The sequence below is a fragment of the Psychrobacillus sp. L3 genome, assembly GCF_042945595.1.
Lineage (GTDB): Bacteria > Bacillota > Bacilli > Bacillales_A > Planococcaceae > Psychrobacillus.
On sequence record NZ_CP168493.1, the window covers coordinates 2,741,024 to 2,760,647 of the forward strand.

General features: G+C 31.9%; 17 protein-coding genes and 3 pseudogenes. 2 read left to right on the forward strand and 18 right to left on the reverse strand.

Annotated features, from left to right (window positions below; translation table 11 throughout):
- Nucleotides 1–5: 5 nt before the first annotated feature.
- The gene (locus ACEPXD_RS13570) at nt 6–1,220 is read left to right on the forward strand and encodes an NAD(P)/FAD-dependent oxidoreductase (RefSeq protein ID WP_391116724.1); all 1,215 of its coding nucleotides are present in this window, start codon (nt 6–8) and stop codon (nt 1,218–1,220) included.
- A gap of 33 nt (nt 1,221–1,253) precedes the next feature.
- Here the strand turns inward: ACEPXD_RS13570 and galE are convergent.
- From galE to ACEPXD_RS13585, 3 genes and pseudogenes are all read right to left on the reverse strand, one after another.
- Nucleotides 1,254–2,214 (reverse strand): annotated as a pseudogene (gene galE, locus ACEPXD_RS13575) (UDP-glucose 4-epimerase GalE).
- Nucleotides 2,215–2,299: 85 nt separating this feature from the next.
- Complete coding sequence (locus ACEPXD_RS13580) at nt 2,300–3,457, reverse strand: hypothetical protein (RefSeq protein WP_391116726.1); 1,158 nt, start codon at nt 3,455–3,457, stop codon at nt 2,300–2,302.
- The gene (locus ACEPXD_RS13585) at nt 3,454–4,497 is read right to left on the reverse strand and encodes a hypothetical protein (RefSeq protein WP_391116728.1); all 1,044 of its coding nucleotides are present in this window, start codon (nt 4,495–4,497) and stop codon (nt 3,454–3,456) included. The genes ACEPXD_RS13580 and ACEPXD_RS13585 overlap by 4 nt, the downstream gene beginning before the upstream one ends.
- Before the next feature lie 523 nt (nt 4,498–5,020).
- Here ACEPXD_RS13585 and ACEPXD_RS13590 point away from each other — a divergent pair.
- The gene (locus ACEPXD_RS13590; RefSeq protein WP_391116730.1) at nt 5,021–5,131 is read left to right on the forward strand and encodes a VanZ family protein; all 111 of its coding nucleotides are present in this window, start codon (nt 5,021–5,023) and stop codon (nt 5,129–5,131) included.
- Between the two features lie 37 nt (nt 5,132–5,168).
- Here the strand turns inward: ACEPXD_RS13590 and ACEPXD_RS13595 are convergent.
- From ACEPXD_RS13595 to ACEPXD_RS13665, 15 genes and pseudogenes are all read right to left on the reverse strand, one after another.
- Nucleotides 5,169–5,282 (reverse strand): annotated as a pseudogene (locus ACEPXD_RS13595) (UDP-glucose 4-epimerase GalE); the annotation flags it as partial.
- 56 nt (nt 5,283–5,338) lie between these two features.
- A pseudogene (locus ACEPXD_RS13600) lies at nt 5,339–5,692 on the reverse strand (DegT/DnrJ/EryC1/StrS family aminotransferase); the annotation flags it as partial.
- A gap of 20 nt (nt 5,693–5,712) precedes the next feature.
- A complete protein-coding gene (locus tag ACEPXD_RS13605; RefSeq protein ID WP_391116732.1) occupies nt 5,713–5,886 on the reverse strand; it encodes a DegT/DnrJ/EryC1/StrS family aminotransferase in 174 nt (57 codons plus the stop codon).
- A 32-nt stretch (nt 5,887–5,918) separates the two neighbouring features.
- Entirely contained in the window at nt 5,919–6,647 is a 729-nt protein-coding gene (locus ACEPXD_RS13610) for a dTDP-4-amino-4,6-dideoxyglucose formyltransferase (protein ID WP_391123237.1), read from the reverse strand.
- Nucleotides 6,631–8,115 (reverse strand): lipopolysaccharide biosynthesis protein, encoded by a 1,485-nt coding sequence (locus ACEPXD_RS13615; RefSeq protein WP_391116734.1) that lies wholly within the window; start codon nt 8,113–8,115, stop codon nt 6,631–6,633. The genes ACEPXD_RS13610 and ACEPXD_RS13615 overlap by 17 nt, the downstream gene beginning before the upstream one ends.
- Entirely contained in the window at nt 8,112–9,074 is a 963-nt protein-coding gene (locus tag ACEPXD_RS13620; protein ID WP_391116736.1) for a glycosyltransferase, read from the reverse strand. The genes ACEPXD_RS13615 and ACEPXD_RS13620 overlap by 4 nt, the downstream gene beginning before the upstream one ends.
- Before the next feature lie 109 nt (nt 9,075–9,183).
- Nucleotides 9,184–10,200 carry a glycosyltransferase family 2 protein gene (locus tag ACEPXD_RS13625; protein ID WP_391116738.1) on the reverse strand — a complete coding sequence of 339 codons (1,017 nt, stop codon included), beginning with the start codon at nt 10,198–10,200 and terminating at the stop codon, nt 9,184–9,186.
- A 277-nt stretch (nt 10,201–10,477) separates the two neighbouring features.
- On the reverse strand, nt 10,478–11,515 hold the full coding sequence (locus ACEPXD_RS13630) for a glycosyltransferase (protein ID WP_391116740.1): 1,038 nt from the start codon (nt 11,513–11,515) through the stop codon (nt 10,478–10,480).
- Between the two features lie 89 nt (nt 11,516–11,604).
- On the reverse strand, nt 11,605–12,723 hold the full coding sequence (locus tag ACEPXD_RS13635) for an EpsG family protein (protein WP_391116742.1): 1,119 nt from the start codon (nt 12,721–12,723) through the stop codon (nt 11,605–11,607).
- The gene (locus ACEPXD_RS13640; RefSeq protein WP_391116744.1) at nt 12,713–13,813 is read right to left on the reverse strand and encodes a glycosyltransferase; all 1,101 of its coding nucleotides are present in this window, start codon (nt 13,811–13,813) and stop codon (nt 12,713–12,715) included. The genes ACEPXD_RS13635 and ACEPXD_RS13640 overlap by 11 nt, the downstream gene beginning before the upstream one ends.
- A gap of 1 nt (nt 13,814) precedes the next feature.
- Nucleotides 13,815–14,879, reverse strand: a complete 1,065-nt coding sequence (locus ACEPXD_RS13645) for a glycosyltransferase family 4 protein (RefSeq protein ID WP_391116746.1) — start codon at nt 14,877–14,879, stop codon at nt 13,815–13,817.
- Nucleotides 14,876–16,009, reverse strand: a complete 1,134-nt coding sequence (wecB, locus tag ACEPXD_RS13650; protein WP_391116748.1) for a non-hydrolyzing UDP-N-acetylglucosamine 2-epimerase — start codon at nt 16,007–16,009, stop codon at nt 14,876–14,878. Before wecB ends, ACEPXD_RS13645 begins: the two co-directional genes overlap by 4 nt.
- Nucleotides 16,010–16,011: 2 nt before the next feature.
- Nucleotides 16,012–17,121, reverse strand: a complete 1,110-nt coding sequence (locus tag ACEPXD_RS13655) for a capsular polysaccharide biosynthesis protein CapF (RefSeq protein WP_391116750.1) — start codon at nt 17,119–17,121, stop codon at nt 16,012–16,014.
- Nucleotides 17,121–18,140: a polysaccharide biosynthesis protein gene (locus ACEPXD_RS13660; protein WP_391116752.1), complete on the reverse strand. Its 1,020-nt coding sequence runs from the start codon at nt 18,138–18,140 to the stop codon at nt 17,121–17,123. The genes ACEPXD_RS13655 and ACEPXD_RS13660 overlap by 1 nt, the downstream gene beginning before the upstream one ends.
- A gap of 33 nt (nt 18,141–18,173) precedes the next feature.
- On the reverse strand, nt 18,174–19,397 hold the full coding sequence (locus ACEPXD_RS13665; protein WP_391116754.1) for a glycosyltransferase family 4 protein: 1,224 nt from the start codon (nt 19,395–19,397) through the stop codon (nt 18,174–18,176).
- Between the last annotated feature and the right edge of the window lie 227 nt (nt 19,398–19,624).

Consider the following 19,624-nt stretch of genomic DNA (forward strand, 5'->3'; position numbering starts at 1 on the left):
TTTTCATGAAAATACATAATGGTTCACTATTTTGGCCAACCACAACTAAACGATTCGAACCCAAAACTAATTTTGACAAGCTAGAGCTATATGATGTGGTGATTGTTGGAGGAGGAATATCTGGAGCGTTGACAGCGTTAGCTTTAGTTGAAGCAGGGCTAACTGTTGCAATAGTAGATAAAAGACAATTTGGTACCGGCAGTACGAGTGCAAATACCGGGCTTCTTCAATATTCAAATGATATTATGCTTCACGAATTAATCGATCAAATTGGCGAACAAGATGCCGTTCAATTTTATAAGCTATGTTATAAAGCGGTAGATGATTTAGAAAAAATAGTGACTCGACTGCAATTAGATGCTGACTTTATTCGAAGACCAAGCATTTGTTATGCAAGTGATGAAAATGATGTTGAAAAAGTTAAAGTAGAATATGCCACACTAAAAAAGCATGGATTTCCATGTGATTACTTTGGACCAAATGAAATGGCAGAAAAATCAACATTTTCGAAACCTGGTGCACTAGTGACATTTGAAGATGCAGAGATAAATCCTTTGAAATTTGTACAAGGATTATTAATAAAACTTGAGGAAAAAGGAGTACATTTATTTCCATATGTAGAGGTAGAGGATGTATTTGATGCAGATAAAGTTTTAGATATCCGCACTTCCGAGCATTCTATTTTTGCGAAAAAGATCATTTTTACAACAGGATATGAAACTGTACCTGTTGGGAAAAGAATAGGCGCTGTTATCAATCGCTCCTATGTATTTGTGAGTACACCTGTTGAAAATTTCAACGATTGGTATAAACAAGCCCTTATTTGGGAAACGAAACGCCCTTATTTGTATATTCGTTCTACTGTAGATAATAGACTAATTGTAGGTGGCTTAGATGAAGATAGATCTGAGGCACCCTATTCTCAACAATTAATTCAACAACATGCCGAAAAATTATTAAAACAAGCGCAAGAACTATTCCCAAACTACAAAATGGAAATTGACTATGCCTACGCAGCAACTTTCGGTGAATCAATAGATAATTTGCCTTTCATCGGAGAACATCCAACAAAGCCTAATCACTACTATTTATTAGGATATGGTGGTAACGGAACTGTTTATAGTATGCTGGGGTCTCAAATACTGAGAGATTTAATTACTGGAACACGGAATGAAGATGCTGAGATAGTTCAACTGGATCGGAAATATGGGGTGAAATAGAAATACGAAGGGATAATTTCTCCTTCGTATTTTTCATGTTCTATTATTTTTCTGAAATAACCAAGCATCACGGCACATAGCTTTAATATCACGTTTAGCTGTCCAATCTAGTTCGTTCTTAGCTTTCGAAGCGTCAGCATAGAATGAAGCAATATCTCCAGGTCTACGATCTTCTATTTCATAAGGTACTTTAATATCATTAGCTTCTTCAAAAGCTCTTACTAATTCAAATACACTAGTACCTTGGCCAGTCCCTAAGTTATAAATATGAACACCATCAGTGAGATTATCTAAGGCTTCTACATGACCTTCTGCTAGATTCACCACATGAATATAATCACGAACTCCTGTGCCGTCTGCAGTTGGATAGTCACTTCCAAAGACTCTAAGTTTCTTTAAATTGCCATTTGCCACTTGAGTGACAAACGGCATTAAATTATTAGGAAAACCACGAAGTTCTTCACCAATCAAGCCACTCTCATGGGCTCCCACTGGGTTGAAATATCTAAGGATTGATACGGAGAAAGTAGGATTTGCTTTTACAATATCAGTTAGAATCTGCTCACTCATAGCTTTCGTTTCACCATAAGGATTAGTTTGGTAAGAGATTCATAGTCTCTACAAAAGGAAACTCGTTTTCTCCATACACTGTTGCCGAATAGCTAAAGACAAACCGTCTTGCATCATACTTCGAACAGCCTTCTGCTAGAATCATAGTACTGACAAGATTATTATAGTAATAAGCTAGTGGCTTTTCTACGGACTCTCCCACCGCTTTAAGGCCGGCAAAATGGATAACACTATCAATTTCATGATTGGCAAATACACTGTTGGCCGCTTCCTTGTCAGTCACATCTATTTGAGAGAAAATTACTTCATTATTCGTTATCTTCTCCACTTTATCTAATGTCACAGCTTTACTGTTGCAAAGATTATCAGCAATAATCACTGTATGTCCCGCTTCAAGCAAGAAAACACATTTGTGTGAACCTATATATCCGACTCCCGGTGGTTGTCAATATAGTTGTCGCATTTAGCTAAGAAAATAGACTAAGATGAAGTATCATCCTACTGCTATTTTATAGTGGTTTAAAAGCATTAGGAAATCCAGCGTTTTTAATCATATCATCAATCCACACGCTAGATTCTGCACCCCATGCTGAAAATTTAACACCTGTCTCATCACGCTTATCATCCCACACTCCTGCAAGTATTTTACCTTTAGAGTTAGGAGCAAATATCCTCCAATACATTGTAGCGTCACTCCATCCATCGGGTATAGTTCCAAGAATAGCGTGAAAATTAACTCTGTCGGGAGAGTAATATAGCATGTTTGATTTTTCAGTACCTCCCCACCTCATAAGTGTTGCTACCATATCACCACGTTCACCCATCATAAGATTCATACAGTCATTTGGTGTTGTGAATAATCTTTCGTGTTTTGAAATATCTGCTATATCAGCATATTTACAGCGCATAACTCCACCTACTGGGTTGTGATCCCAACACCAATAAGCATAATCTTTGTAAAACCATATGTTACCCATCTTGAATTCCATTCCATAACCAACTATGTTCCAATCCCAAGTGTCAGTTGCCAAATCATATGTCCCTTTGATTAGATGAGGCTCTAATTCGTGGTCGCCTGTTTGTAGCCAGAATGTATTATCCTCAGAGTTGAAATCAACTGCATGAATGTGTCTTATGGACCTTTCAGAAATAGCTCCATTTCCAGTAATACCGAATTTAATACAACTCTTAATCGTTTTTCCTTTATCTGTGGTGTACCACACATTCATATTTTCAGATGCAGTACCTATCTCAGTTGAATAGTTACCCCAACATTTAACTTCCAATCCATCAACAATCTGACGTTTAGTAGTTGAGATAGTCGAAAAATTATCGAGTGCTACTGGAATATAAACATCCCCATTTATGTCCAATACTGTCGATTCGTTGAGTGTAACCCAATCATGTGAATAATAAGCTTTTGTTGGGTCGCAAAGCAATAATTTCCCATCATCAAAAACATGAATCATTTTTATTACACCTATGCCTTCGATAGACAACCCATCATTGTAAGTTCTTCCGTTATCTTGGCTTAAATACAGGCGTCCATCTTCGTTCTTGACGAGCATACTATCTATAGAAACAAGATAGTTCCCAAATAATATCGGTCGTGGCGTAAATCCTCCGTAATTACTATTCATAAGTCGAATGGCATTACTTAACATCATTCCACACTCTCCACTCTAAATTTTTCTACTCTTGTAATAGCGGAGTTATATTGATATAAGGTAAAATACATATGTTTATTAGCTTTTACGGGGTTATCATCTACTGAAGTAATATGTTGTACGCTATCTAAAAACACAGTAAAAATATCCCCTTTTGCTACTACTTTGATATTGTGAGTTTCTCCAGTGCCCCAAGTAAATAAGTATTCCCCTAGTTTTGTTTTCGCACCGCCAATTTCTTTAATCAATGCAATCCCATTTTGAGTAATACTTATAAAAACCCTGTTTTGTGTAGATGCACTTGGTGTCCTAAACGTAAAGGATGAATCCTCGGCACCACCGATTGTGTAATCAAAACTAGCCGAAAAATCACTCACTAAATCAAATCCGACAAAAACGAACTCACCAGAGACAGGATATAATTTATTTGAAGAAATACCAGTCACTCCTAATGGTGTAAGCCATGTCTGTCCTGTATCCGCTTTGCCAACAGAGGTCGTACTGTTCGGTCTTGTGAAATCATCTGAAACAATTGTCTCAACCGGTTTTGGAAACCCTGGAATCCCCCAATTCCCAACGACTGCACCAAGCCATGTAGCTCCGTTATCAAAACTCTGAAACAGCACCATAAATATTTTACCAACTTCAAAAGTAGGTTTTTCGTCGTTTTGCCAAATTACATTGTCTGGAAAATATATTGAAGCAGAATTTAAATATCTAAGTGTGACTGTGATGGATAATAAAGCATTAGGATTACTTACTGAACTTGCTAGGATAATCGTTTTGTCCTCATTATTTTCTGTTTCTACTACGAAATTAGTTACATTGGACGCATCTATTTCGTATACATTGGATTTTTCAACAACATTAGCATAAGTAATCATCTTTTTTATGTTTGTTGTAGTTTCCGACAACTGTTTCTTAGTGTTTTCTACTTCTCTATCGATTGTCTCAAAGTTTTCATTCCATTCATCTAAAAATAATCGTTCTTTTGGTGCCCATATATTTAATTGTAAATACCCAGTTTTTTCTGTTGACAATTCATCACCCCATTTTTTTCTGCAGGTTTAACAGTTTAATTTAGAACGATTCTTCTAGTTCTTTGTAAGTATTCCAGAATATCGACCTCCCCACTTCTGACCCCTCCATTAAATACATTAATACGCTAGTACATGGGAGTATAGACTTAGTATAAAATATGTACAGAATTTTGCAATAATTTCGCGTGAGAATATCATGATGAAAATAAAAGGAATTGCCGACTACCTAAGCCAACCTCTACTGTTAAGGTGCTTACTCAAATAGGTAGAGATTCGATAGGATACTAACAATGTCCGATATAAATAACAATTGAAATAGCAATGTATTGTCAGAATAACCCCTTAATTACACCTGACACAGTTGGGGCTCGATTTCGAAAGACTGCCGATATCTCTATGAGCTAATCTTTATGGATTGCTTGTTGAACTTGATAATGGGAAAGTTCTTAAAGAAGAGTTATTGGGTAGATATGAGTTCGTGGATATCGTGGTACGGGACTAGCTCTACTGATTTGTATTTTGAATGCGATTATCCGACGAAGGGCATCAGCATTTTGTTGCCGGTAGAGGACCTCAGGTGAAGAATGTACTGATTGATAGTTCTGGTGCGTTTGCTGGCATTAATGCAGCGTGACTGCAAAATTGGGATTAACTTTTGCAATATCCGTTTATATTCGCTCACTCATTGCCTTCGTTTCACCATAAGGATTCGTCGTAGGCAATAAATCCATCGTCCCCACAAATGGCACCTGATTGTCTCCATAGACCGTAGCAGATGACCTGTAATACCAAAATTTTTATAAGGATTTAAAATGTCATTCAATTTAGTATCCATAAAAGTTAACGCTCCACCTTCAATTGTATTGAAGACTTTTTTTTCATGGAAGCTGAACATAGAAGCATCACCATAGTTCGCAACACCTTCATCGTCAACAGTAACTCCAAAAGCATGTGCTGCATCATAAATGACTTTGAGATTGTATTTTTTAGCAATCCGCTCTATTTTTTTCAAATTGCATACATTTCCATAAACATGCACTGGAAGTATATCTGAAGTTTTATCAGTAATTAAGCTCTCTAGTTTGTTTATATCAATTGTATAATCATCAACGTTAATTTCACAAAAAACAGGTGTTAAACCATTTCTCACAATTGCATAAGTTGTTGATGAGAAAGTAAATGGTGTCGTAATCACTTCGCCGGTTAAATTCAAAGCTACATTGTAGTCTCTAATGCAAGATGACCATTAGAAAATAGCGTGACATTAGGAACATGTAGATAATGTTGTAACTCTGCTTCTAAATTATTATGTTTTACACCGTTATTAGTCAACCAATGGCTATCCCATATATCTTTAATTTCTTCTATATATTCGACTGTTGGAGGCATAGAGGAACGAGTAACTTGGATTAGATTGTTTTTTATTCTTCATCATTACACTCCACATCTAAATTTATATCTATAAATACTTTTCTTCCCTCTTGATCATTAAAATATGCATTCTTATATCCCGAAAAGCTCATTGCTCTGAAATAATCAATCGCCTCCCTATATGTTATAGATTTATCTAGATCAATCTTACAAAGAGCTTCAAAATCTTTTTTTAGATTGATATTTCCTTCAACTTTCGGGTAATTACTTTCGTAGCTATAATCTATTATGTCATGTAGATGTCGTTTTAATAGTTTTACCTCAAGATTTTGAACTTTGTTATAAATATCAAATGAGGTTTCCCAAGAAAAAATCTCTATTTTTTCTTGCACAATAATCTTACCACTATCTAGATTTTCATCCATTTCATGTATAGTTACTCCAATAGGTAGTTTATTAATTATACTAAATACTTGCGGAAACCACCCTCTATTATATGGATTATAGCCCGGATGAATATTAACACAACGTACACTGTTAACTAATTTTGAAGGGAATAGCTGTTTGCAATGTAATGATAACACTAACTGATATTTTGCTATAATTTCATCGACTTTTTCCTTCACATTTATAGGCTTAAAATCATTTGTTAAATATCTCGAATTAAACATTATATTTCTATCTGAATAATAAAAATTAAAATTCATTTCTTTATATTCATCGCAATCAATAATTTCTTTCATATTTTCATATAAATACTCATTATCTGTGAGAATCATTATATTCAAGTTGCCTTTCCCCTCTCCCCTTTAAAATAGCTTTCCCTGTTGTTACTAAATAAGTATAAGATTCTAATCTAAATACTTTTGCTAATCCTACATATACAACTATTCCTACCAATACTTGTACTATTAAAGTTAGTATGATTGTCATCCCAATCCACTGAAGACTATATACTACAGCACCCATAACCCACGATACTAGTAAAGATGGTATTATATCTTTCCACTGCTCTTGAAAACTATAATCAATTAGTTTTAAGTTAGGATATGCATTAATAAATGTAGATAAAATACTACTAATAAATACTCCTAGAGCCAGTCCATAAACTCCAAACCGTATACTTATTCCTAAAATTACTAGTCCAAGTATTTTCTTGAAAATCTCAAGCTTCAAAAAAACATCACTACGCCCTAAAGCTTTAAAAGCTTGCAAATTGGCCGTATGTATTGGCCAGAATGCATAAGAAGCACAAAATATTTGTACGAATGGAACAGCAGGCAGCCATTTTGCTGTTAATACAATCTTAATAAATGGCTCTGCAATTGTAGCCATTCCAACCATCATAGGAAATACGATAAATGAGCTCGTAACAATCGATCTTCGGACAATCTCTTTTACTCTTTGTTTATTATTTTGATAAGATGATAAAGTCGGAAGCATTACTGATTGGATTGAACCATCTATATTACTTACAATGAGACTTGGAAATTGTTCCCCTCTATTATAAAACCCTAGAGTTGCTGGACTGAAGAGTTTCCCAATAATAAGACTTATAATATTATTATAAAGTGTATCTAACAAGCTTGAAGCCAATAATTTCCAACCAAACGAGAATAAGCTTCTAATCCTTTCTATTGAAAAAATTAATTTTGGTCTCCATTTTACTGTAAACCATAAAATAACTGAAACAAGTAACTGATTTGTTAATTGTTGTCCCACTAAAGCCCAAACACCAAAACTTGCATATGCCATTACTATGCCTAATATGCCAGAAATGATAATCGCGCCAAAACTACTTACAAATAACTTTTTAAATTGCATATTTCGAGCAATAACGGCTATCTGGATGGAGTTAAAAGCACCAAAAAACAATGTTAACGATAAGCATCTAATCACTGGTGTTAAATAGGGTTCTTCAAAATAAGTAGCAATAAATGGTGCACTAAAAAAAAGTATAATATATAGTAGACTGGCTACAATTAAGCTCAAATAAAAAACAGAAGAAAAATCAACCTCATCAGCATCTTTTTTTTGAATAAGTGCAGTATTAAAACCGCTTTGAACAAAAACTCCCGCAATAGCAATAAAAATTGATACAAGTACGATTAAACCAAATTCTTTGGGCAATAGAAGACGAGCTAACACAATCGTCACAATGAATTGTATACCTTGCGTACCTCCGCGCTCCATGAGTTTCCAGAAAAGAGAAGAAAGGACTTTAGATTTTGTTACTTCATAACTCACCTAATTAACTTCCTTTTCGCCGATATCATAAATCTCAAAATACCTGGGTAATACTGTTCCAAGAATATTATAATCCTACTTTTATACCCTAATTCTAAATATATATCTTTAAACTCCCCTATTTTCACTTCTTTGTATTTTCTTTGCTCTAATAATAACGAAAATTGATTTCGTTTTTTTGTTCTAGTTAAAACATTCTCATATTGGAAGTTTGTATATCGATTTATTTCATCTAGCATATCTGCAATTTCATTAAAATGCTTAATCTTTTTTTCAAAACTGGATAAGTTTCTAGCGGTCCATGAACCACTATCTCCAACTCGGTACGACGACATAAATTCATCAATGTAATACACAGTACCTCTCAGTGATAAATTTATAGCTAAAGGATAATCTTCAACTGGGGCGTTTTCTATAAAATTAGGTCTATTCTGAACAAATTCCGTAAGACAGAGCATCGAATTAGTAAGAAAAAGACCCCCTCCCCCTTCAATAGTTTCAGCCACAGTAAAAATCTTATTCTTACTATTAGGACGGTTCTGCGATAATAACTTTCTTTCTGATGCCGATACAAGATTACCCGCATGAACACATAAACTACATTCAGGGTGTTTCTCCATGTAGTCAACTTGTTTTTGTAATTTATTAGGATCGGTCCAAAAATCATCTCCTTCACAGATAGCCAAGTACTTTCCCTTTGCTCTTTCATAATTAAATCGACTTACTAGAACACCCTTTGAGTATTGATTTTCTGTTTGGTATATTGTTTTTATCAAATCAGGATATTTCTTCTCATATTCTCTAATTTTGTATGCTGTTCTGTCTGTTGAGGCATCATCATGAATTAATATTTCAAACTTGAAATTTGTTTCTTGCATTAAAAAACTATCAATTGCATCCGCTATAAACTTTTCATGATTGTAAGTTATACAGCTAATACTGACTAAAATATTATCCAATTGGTTTGATTCTCCCTAATTATTTTAGTAGATTGTATTAACTCTTTCTAAAAGTAGTTTATATTTAATAGTCATCAACATGCTTTTTTAAAATAATAGGTATACCCTCTTATTTGTTAATTGGCCTTTTCACTAAATGCAAAAGAAATCCACTTAAATTCCCTCTTAATTTTCCATAACCTTCAAAAATTAAGTCCATCATTTTTGGTTGTACATAATACAACTCGTAGAACATTCTAAATTTAATATTCTTTTTGTTTTTCCTTAGTTTCTCCCTCAAGCCTTTGAAGTTTCTGTCAAAACTATCATTAATTAATTCGTTTTCAAATATATTCTTTCGTTTATTAACATCCATATAAATAAAAAATAATTGCCTATATGTTTTATGGCTTAAGCCCTTAAGACCAACCTTTTCAAAGAATTCAGCTCTCTCCTTATAGGCATCTATTGCATGTAGTCGATTCTTAATATTAAATCCAACTCCCATAATGCTATCTTTTCTTTGCCAATAGTATAGTAACTGATCTGTAGTTAGTACAATTTTCTCAGCCTTATAAATCAATTTGTAAGTCGTAAATTCATCTTCATGTATCCTTCCAACTGGAAAACGTATTTCCTCAAATAACTTTCTTTTATATAATTTTCCGCATGCTATAACCATCTGCACATAGAATTTATCTAAAAATTGCCCTAGTGCTTCAACATTGGAATACTCATAAATTATTTCCTTCGAATTTTCACCTTGAATATCTTCTGTTGAAGTTCTGATGAAATCACATACTGAAATATCTGAATCCGTTTTTCTTAGCAGTTGGTATAGCTTCTCAATGTATTCCACATGTATCCAATCATCGCTATCGATAAACGAAATATACTCACCTTTAGCAATTTCAATCCCTGCATTCCGAGCATCTGATAGACCACCATTTTTTTTATGAATTACTTTTATTCTTTCATCTAATTTTGCATATTCATCGCAGATTTCTCCACATTTATCAGGTGAACCATCATCTATTAAGAGAATCTCTAGATTCTTATAGGTTTGATTCAAAATAGAATCAACACAACGATGTAGATAGGCTTCAACTTTATATATAGGTACTATAACTGTAATGATTTCACTCATAATTTCCTCCATTGAATAAGTATCAGAATGATAGACTGATTTCACATCAATAAGAATTCTATAAAACAATCACTAACACAGTGGAGCACTTTTAAAAGGCGATCTCTAAAGATTATATTTATACTGCAGTCCATTAGATAACTTTTTACATATAATCTGAAATTGTATTTATTATCAGAACAGTGTCTGACACATGGTCACGATTTACAACGAATAAATAATAAATACCTCGATTAAACTATTCAATATTTTTATAAATCTCTATCGTTTTATTAATCTATTTACTTACTACTCTGATTAACAAACTATAGTAGAAATACAAATATATTGCTATTTCATTTTTTAAAGCTGCTAATACTATTTTTTTTCTTAAAGTATAACCATTTGTATCTATTTCTTTTAAGATACTCTTTAGCTTATTATCTTTACAAAGCCTTTTAATATATATTATTTTTTCTTTAATATTCTTATAGTTTTCTCTATGAACTTCATTTGCTATTGCGTTTGTGTACATATTAACGTATCTTATTTTTAATCTTTGTTCTACAAATGGATATACTCTTTCTTTTTTAAATATTTCATCTAAAGCTTGATATACCTTCTTTTCTATATTTATCACATTATAGTTATATGATGTAACAGCAGAATTTATATTAATTATATAGTGGTAGTATACACCCCTGTTAAAACTAACTCTCTTACTTTTTAAAAGTACTTGAACACAAAATATAAGATCTTCCATTAAAGAAATTCCTGCTTTAAACCTAAAATGATATTGATCAATAAAATCTCTTTTTATGAGTAATCTACAAGCACTTCCCATGATTGTTTTACTTCCGCTATTTAAATTAGAACTTCCTATCATATTGGTTATAATTTGATCGACAATATCTTGTCCTTCTAATATCTTTTGTTTTAAATCTAATAAGTTTGAAAGTGATTTGCCGTTATTTTCTACAATATAGTTACACATACATACATCAGCATCATCTTCTATAATTTGTTGATATAGATTTTCATACATGTTGTGATCTATCCAATCATCAGGATCAACAAAACCTATATACTCACCTTTTGCAACTTCAAGTCCAGCATTTCTAGCTGAAGAGACTCCTCCATTAGGCTTATCAATTAATTCTATACGATTATCTTTTTCTTGATATTCCTTACAAATTGATAAACTATTATCAGTCGACCCATCATTCACCAAAATAATCTGTATATCTTTTAATGTTTGTGTTTGAATGCTCTCAATACTGCGTCTCAAGTATTTTTCAACATTATATATAGGAACTATTACACTTACTTTTGTCATTTTATACTCCTTATTGAAGCACCTAATTTTTAGATCTTTGTAAAACCTGTAGAATATTTAGTTAAACAAATATATTTATAATAATGTCTTTATTTGTAATAAGTAATAGCATAGAATAATTCAAGTCCCTGGTACATTATCATTCCTGTAAAAAAAACAATACAAATCAATATAAATAAAGTCCTTATTTTTATTGTTAGAATTCGTAAAATTATAGGAATTACTGGTAATATTAAAAACGCTAAACCATATAACATACGATTAAAAATTAACACATTATACAGTGAACCTAATGCTACAAATAAATATATTACAACAAAAGTAATGTAACGCAATTGATCTGTGTTAAAATCGGAACTTTTTTTCTTTAATATGTAAAGACAAGTCATTAATATTATTAAAACAAAGATGCAATTAACAAAAACAAGGCGATAATCTGGTGTATAATTGATTTCTCCATACAGTTCTAATAACGCACCAGCAGTACCTAATGCTTCTATAGACGTCGATCTTAATAAATTTGATATATAATCTGAAAATAAACCCCAAAGTACTAACAACGGCGCAAATTTGTACATCTTTACATTCAAAACAAAAATTCGAACAACAGGGACTATAATTGTAGATGGGTGAATAAAAATTGGAAGTATATATAGTAAATACTTTATTATACCTTTCTTATGTTTAAACAGATCAATGTATACCGCTAGCGAGGCTATACTAAAAGCGAATACATTTCTAATACCAGATATTGATAATACAATGTTTACCAATGCAAAGAAAAGAAAGAAATTGATTGAAAAAACAATACTATTTTTTTTAGAATATTTATCTTTTAAATCACAGATTATATACGTATATATCATATACTCAATAAATATTGTTATAAAAACCAATAAATTATTACTGCTAAATAAGGATATAAAATAAAATAAAAAATTTATTACAAAATATTCATTATATCTTGCTTGGGTTAAAGTATATTCTAAACCTCCTATTCTCATATTATCTATTTCATTATAATGATGAGAAAGATCCCAAATTGGAGGGGGCAATATTTGTGATGCTAGATATGCATAAGCAAATCCAAAAGAGATTAGAATAAACATATACGGGTATTTATTTATTTTAATATTTTTTAAGAAGCCGATTTGGTGAATTAATACAACAATAAGAATATATAATACGAATATAATATTAAATAACATTATTTTGATCGCTACTTAAATACAATTTTTCATACTGTTTAACACATTTTTTAATATCGTACTGCTTAGACATTTCATATGAAACTTCTCCATAATGCTTTATTAACATGACACTTTCAATCAACCTTGACATTGATTTTGCAAGTTGGTTTCTATTCCCTACATCTACTAATAAACCATTTTGATTTTGCTTTACTATGTCTATAACCCCACCTGCTTTAGTTGTTAAAATAGGTAAACCGCAAGCCATTGCTTCAAGGACAGATAAAGGTAACCCCTCATAATTCGATGACATTACATATATATCGGCTTTATTAAGTTCTTCTGATACATTATTGACAATACCTTTTGTAATAATTTTCTCTTTCAAATCAAGATCTTTAATTTGTTTTTCAATTTCTACTCGAAGTTCACCATCCCCTAAAATCGTTAGAGTAACATTATTATGTTTTTTTACAACATCTGAAAATGCATCTATCATAAGCTTATGGTTTTTTACATTTTGCATTCTTCCTGTGGTAATAAAATTTATATTATTTGATCTTTGTAAGTTCTCAGTTCTTTTAAATATATTTGTATCTATACCGTTATATATACACGGTACTTTATCCTTTGATAATCCATATTCCTCACAAATTGTTGCTTTTACATAATCACATATTGCAACAGGAGTAAATGCAAAAAATTTATAAGAAACCTTCATAACTTTTTTTAAAATTCCTTTTGACTCCATACTTGCAATACTATGAACTGTGTGGAGCCTCCGTTTTATACCACAAAAAATAGTAGCAATGAGAACGTATGGAACCACATTTAAATGTGTGTGTATAATATGTGGTTTGTAATCTCGAACAACTTTTACAAAGTCTATAATTACTTTTGGATCAAATCCAATCCTTTTATTTAAAAACTTAATTTTAAGATCATACTTAACAATAAAACTTTCAAATTCAGTTCCCTTTTTAGGAAACAAAGATAGTAATAATACATCAAATTTTTGTGGATCTAAGTTTAAAGCGATATCTATTGCTAACTTTTCACCGCCACCTATACCTAGAGTTGGTATTACTATTAATACTTTTTCCTTCATCTTATATTCCCTCGTAAATATCACAAATTTTTGTTAATACAACTTCAGTCGTATAACTACTTTTTACTTTTTTTTGATTCCATTGAGACATTTGCTCCCTAATAGAGGGTGAATAAATCTCTTGAATAGCTTTAATCATCCCAGACACGTCTCCCACGTCAACCAATATGCCACCACTACTTTCAACCATATCAGGAATAGCACCAACTGGTGTAGCTATTATAGGTAACCCACAGGCCATGGCTTCTAAAACTGCAAGGGGGAACCCCTCTGAATGGGAAGGAAAAAGAAGTAAATCAGCATTTTTCATTTCTATAAGTACATTATCTTTAGAAATTTCTCCAACAAAAGTAACATTTTTTGGTGATAATATTCCCTCGAAATCTTCGCTTATATTTCCAACTAATCGAAAGTTTATTTGTGGAAAAAATTTAGCCACTTCAATAATTTCGCAGCATCCTTTTGAATTTAAAACATGACCGACGAATATTATTGTTTTGATTTCATTAGCTGTATTTTTATAGTTTGACTCGTTTATTACTTTATTATTTATAAAGTTTGAAACAATAACACCTTCTCTATTTAACATCTTTTTTATATACAAACTTGAATCAGAGTTTAACACCATAACAACATCTGAATTTTTAATAAGCCTTTTAAAAAGACTCTTTGAAAATTTGTTATTCACTAAACTAGGTATATTACAATGACATTGCAGTACCAACTTGTTACCAGCTTTCTTAATCTTTCGTGCACACAATAAATCACGAATCATACCGGTTTTAGAACATGACGTGTTTAAATGTACAACATCAAACTTACCTGTTCTAAGAACTTTGGTTAAGTCATTATAAACAGATATATTTCTCTTAATTTCTTCCAATAACTTTTTTTTATTAAAATTATTTATTCGGTTTCCTCTAACTGAAATATCTACTACTTTTATATTATGTTTTTTTATAAGTTCACTTTTTAAATATAACTCTGTCCAAGTCGCTATTCCTCCTGCTGGTGGAGGCAGAGGTGAAACTAAGAGTATCCCCAATTTCTTTCCAATTGTATTCATTTTGAAAATTCTCCCCAAACAACCCTATTTACATAATCCGTATAAGATAATATTATTCTCAATACCTTATCTGATACATTAGGCATACTATAATCCTTAACAAGTCTTACTGTGTTATTTTTTTGAACTTCCAATACTTCGAGTCCCTGCAAAACTCTCTCTCTATTTAAACCTACCATCATCACTGCTGCTTCTTCCATTGCCTCTGGTCTTTCATGTGCTTGTCTTATATTAAGTGCTCTAAACCCAAGAATAGATGACTCTTCACTAATCGTTCCACTATCACTTAGAACAGCTTTTGCTTTAATTTGAAGTTTTACATAATCATTAAACCCTAAAGGTTTCATTGTTTTCACTAATGGATTGAACTTAATTCCTTTAGCATTAATCATTTTTTGAGTTCTAGGATGTGCACTTATTATCACAGGCATATTATATTTTTCCACAACTGCATTTAAACTATCGACTAGATCTAAGAAATTGGTTTCCAAACAAATATTTTCTTCTCTATGTGCAGACACTACAAAATACTTACCTTCTTCAAGTTTTAAACGCTCCAGTACATCAGCTTTTTCAATATCATCTTTTCTTGAATTGAGTACTTCAAACATTGGGCTTCCAGTTTTAATAATTCTATCAGCAGGCAAACCTTCTCTTAACAAATACTCTCTTGCAATATCACTATAAGTTAAGTTAATGTCCGCAATATGATCGACAATCTTTCTATTCGTTTCTTCCGGTACTCTTTGGTCAAAACATCTATTACCAGCTTCCATGTGAAAAATAGGAATGTGCCTTCTTTTTGCTGCGATTGCACATAAACAGCTATTTGTATCCCCAAGCACTAAAAAGGCATCTGGTTTTACTTCTTCTAAAATAGGATCTATCTTAATTAGAATATTTCCAATGGTTTCTACCGCTGTTCCGGTAGCTGCATTAAGAAAATAATTTGGATTTTTTAAATTTAAATCCTTAAAAAACACTTCATTTAATTCAAAATCATAGTTCTGTCCGGTATGAACAAGTGTATGTTCAATTGCATTGGATTCTTCTAATTTATTGATTACAGCTGACAATCTTATAATTTCCGGTCTAGTACCGATTACTGTCATAACTTTTAGTTTCTTCATAGTTATACCCCCAAATGGTAAGTATCTGGATTTTCTGAATTAAAACATTCATTTACCCACATAACAGTGACCATATCACTTTTACCAGTGTTTACAATTGAATGCGTATATCCTACAGGAATATCAACAACTTGAAGTTTTTCTCCACTTACCTTGTATTCAATAATTTCTTTTGAATGAACTTTCCTAAATCTAATGAGACCTTCCCCACTAACCACTAGAAACTTTTCACTCTTAGTATGATGCCAGTGGTTACCTTTTGTAATTCCTGACTTAGACACATTTACTGAAACTTGACCTCTATCAGGTGTTCGAAGAAATTCTGTGAAAGATCCACGATTATCTACATTCATCTTTAGGTCATAGGAATACTTATCTTCTGGTAAAAAGCTTAAATAAGTACTATAAAGCTTTTTGGTTAAATCGTCTTCCATATTAGGCACACTTAATGTACCTCTACTTTCGTTGAAACTTTCAATTCGTTTTGCTAATTCTCCAAGTTTAATTGAATAGGTTGTTTGTATAGTGCAATATTTATTTAGTTTTGTCGGAGAACCCTCTAGTGCTTTTACAAACTCCTCTAGAACATCATCTATATAACAAAGGGTAAGTTCTGCTTCTGGATTATTAATCTGAATATCTAGATTTCTCGCAAAGTTATAACAATATGTAGCTACTACTGTGTTGTAATTAGGTTTACTCCATTTTCCAAATAGATTGGGGAGCCTATATACATAAACTTTTGCACCTACTTCTTTTGAGTATTTAAACAATAAGTTTTCACCGGCTCTTTTACTCTCACCATAAGGATTAGTTATTTCCGCCTGGATCGATGAAGTAATAAGAACAGGTGATTTATTATTATGCATCTTTAGAAGTTCTAACAATTTTGATGTAAATTCAAAGTTACCTTCCATGAATTCCTCTTCATTTTTCGTTCTATTAATACCTGCTAAATGAAATACGAACTCACACTCTTTTGTGAATTGTGCGAGATTTTCTAATGAATTTTCCCTTGTATACAAAAATAAATCTTCATAACCTCTATTTCTCAACTCAGCTACTAAGTTTTTACCAACAAATCCGGATGCACCTGTTATAAGTATTTTCACTAGTTAATCCATCCCTTCAATTCATTTTGAATATAAGGTAGTTGGTGTAATTTATCCTTGATTTGTTCAATAGTGAGACGATACGTATTATGAGAATTGTATTCTTCCTCAGATGAAAGTTTTTTATCTCCATCTTCAAAATATATATCATAATTTAAATCCCGATTATCTGCTGGGACTCTATAAAACCCCTCTAAGTCTTCAGCAACAACATGTTCTTCTCTAGTTAATAATGTTTCAAAAAGTTTTTCTCCATGTCTTGTACCAATAGTCTTTACCTCATTATCAGCATGAAATAATTCTTTCACTGCGCGAGCCAAGTCTGCAATTGTAGATGCCGGTGATTTTTGTACCATAATATCTCCCGCATTTGCATTTTCAAAAGCAAATATAACTAGCTCTACAGCTTCTTCAAGGCTCATTAAAAATCGTGTCATTTCCGGATCAGTTACGGTTAAGGCTTTTCCAGCTTTCAATTGTTCCACAAAAAGTGGGATAACTGAGCCACGGGAAGCCATCACATTACCATATCTTGTTCCACAGATTAATGTTTTTTCGGGAGAAACAGTTTTTGCTTTTGCAACGACAATTTTTTCCATCATCGCTTTAGAAATGCCCATTGCATTTATAGGATAAGCCGCTTTATCTGTTGAAAGACAAATTACCTTTTTTACTCCATATTCAATAGATGCATTTAAAACATTTTCTGTACCAAGTACATTTGTTTTAACTGCTTCCATGGGAAAAAATTCACATGATGGAACCTGTTTAAGGGCAGCGGCATGAAAAACAAAGTCTACTTCATTCATTGCGTACTTAACACTAGCTAAATCTCTCACATCGCCTATATAAAACTTTAATTTGTCATTATTATACAATTTACGCATATCATTTTGTTTTTTCTCATCACGCGAAAAAATTCGTATTTCTTTTATATTGGTATTCAAAAACCTCTCCATTACAGCATTTCCAAATGATCCTGTTCCACCTGTAATAAGCAATGTTTTATCGTTAAACATAAAATTTCACATCTTTTCTTCGTATTTTAATAGTCAAATCAATTCAAAATACTTGTTTATATTAAGATCTTTAGTAAATTTAGTCTCATATAATTTTCTGGCATTTAAAGACTCAGCTTCTGTTAAGGTTGAGTTTAAAAAATATCGATTAATACCATTTACGAAACCTACTATGTCGCCTTGCAAAATATTTACACCACATTCAAATGTTAATAAGTCTTTTGCAATGTCAGTGTCATGACTCATAATTGATAAAACAGGTTTACTAGCGGCTAAGTACCCATACGTTTTACTTGGTACTCCAAGACCTTCAATGCCTTTTTCTAGACTAACCAAGCATAGGCTGCTTATTGACAAAACATCCGCATAGTCTTGTCCTTTAAGAAATCCAAATACTTGAGAATTGTTTATTTTATTATTTTTTAAAAAACTTTTAACGTATTGAACTTTACTTCCGTGTCCTGAGAAGATAAAAAATATATCTTCCCGATTTTTGAAGCTTAAGATACCTTGTAAGATGGTCTCCATATCCTGAACTGGTCCCATATTGCCAGAATACAAGACTATGAACCTATAATTCTTTTTAATTTCAATAAATTCGTCATTAACTACTAGCGTGTGCTGTACACTTTTTTCATTAGAGAACCAATTCGGAATAACTTTTAAGTTTTTAGAACTCTTTGCTATGTTGTGATTTAATACATAGTCTTTCATTTCATTTCCTAAAAGAACAATAGTAGAAGCATTTGAATATACACGTTTATTAATAAAATTCATTAGCTTGTGGATTATCCCATTCTCTTTTATTCTATTAATCTTTAAAGCATTATCTGGATAAACATCAAAAGCAACAAATATAAATTCTGTACCATAAATCTTTTTTAATAAATAAGTAATTAAAGGCAAAATGGGTGGGTTAGAGTAAACAATAATCATTTTAAATTTTCTTAAGTAAAAAAACTTAGTAAACATAGATAAAAAAAAGGAAAAAAAATTAAATATACGCCCAAATTTTGACTTATTATTGTATTCGGTGTATTTAATCCTTTTTATCGTTACTCCTTCCAAAATCTCATCAACTTGTATTTTTTTAAAACTATCAGAAATGTATTCTTGAGGATATCCGCAAACAACACTGACATCTAAGCCTCTTTCTTTTAAACCAAGTGCAAGTTCAGTAATTAGAGTTGCAGTAGATACATGTTCTGGATAAAAGTATTGGCATAAGATTCCTACATTTTTTGTTGATAAGGCCACCTCATTCTTGTCCCCTTACTTTTAATCGTATCTTCGTTTTATAATATGCTTGAGTAGTGTGTAGTATTCAACTTAATACAAATCTATCCCAGATTGCATATAATATAAGATTAGCCGCCTTTGGAATTCTGAAATTCAAAAAGCGGCTAATCATATGTATACATACTAAACTAAGTAAAAATACGAAAGGAATTTCTATGCTCCCTTCGTAATTATACTTAGCTAAA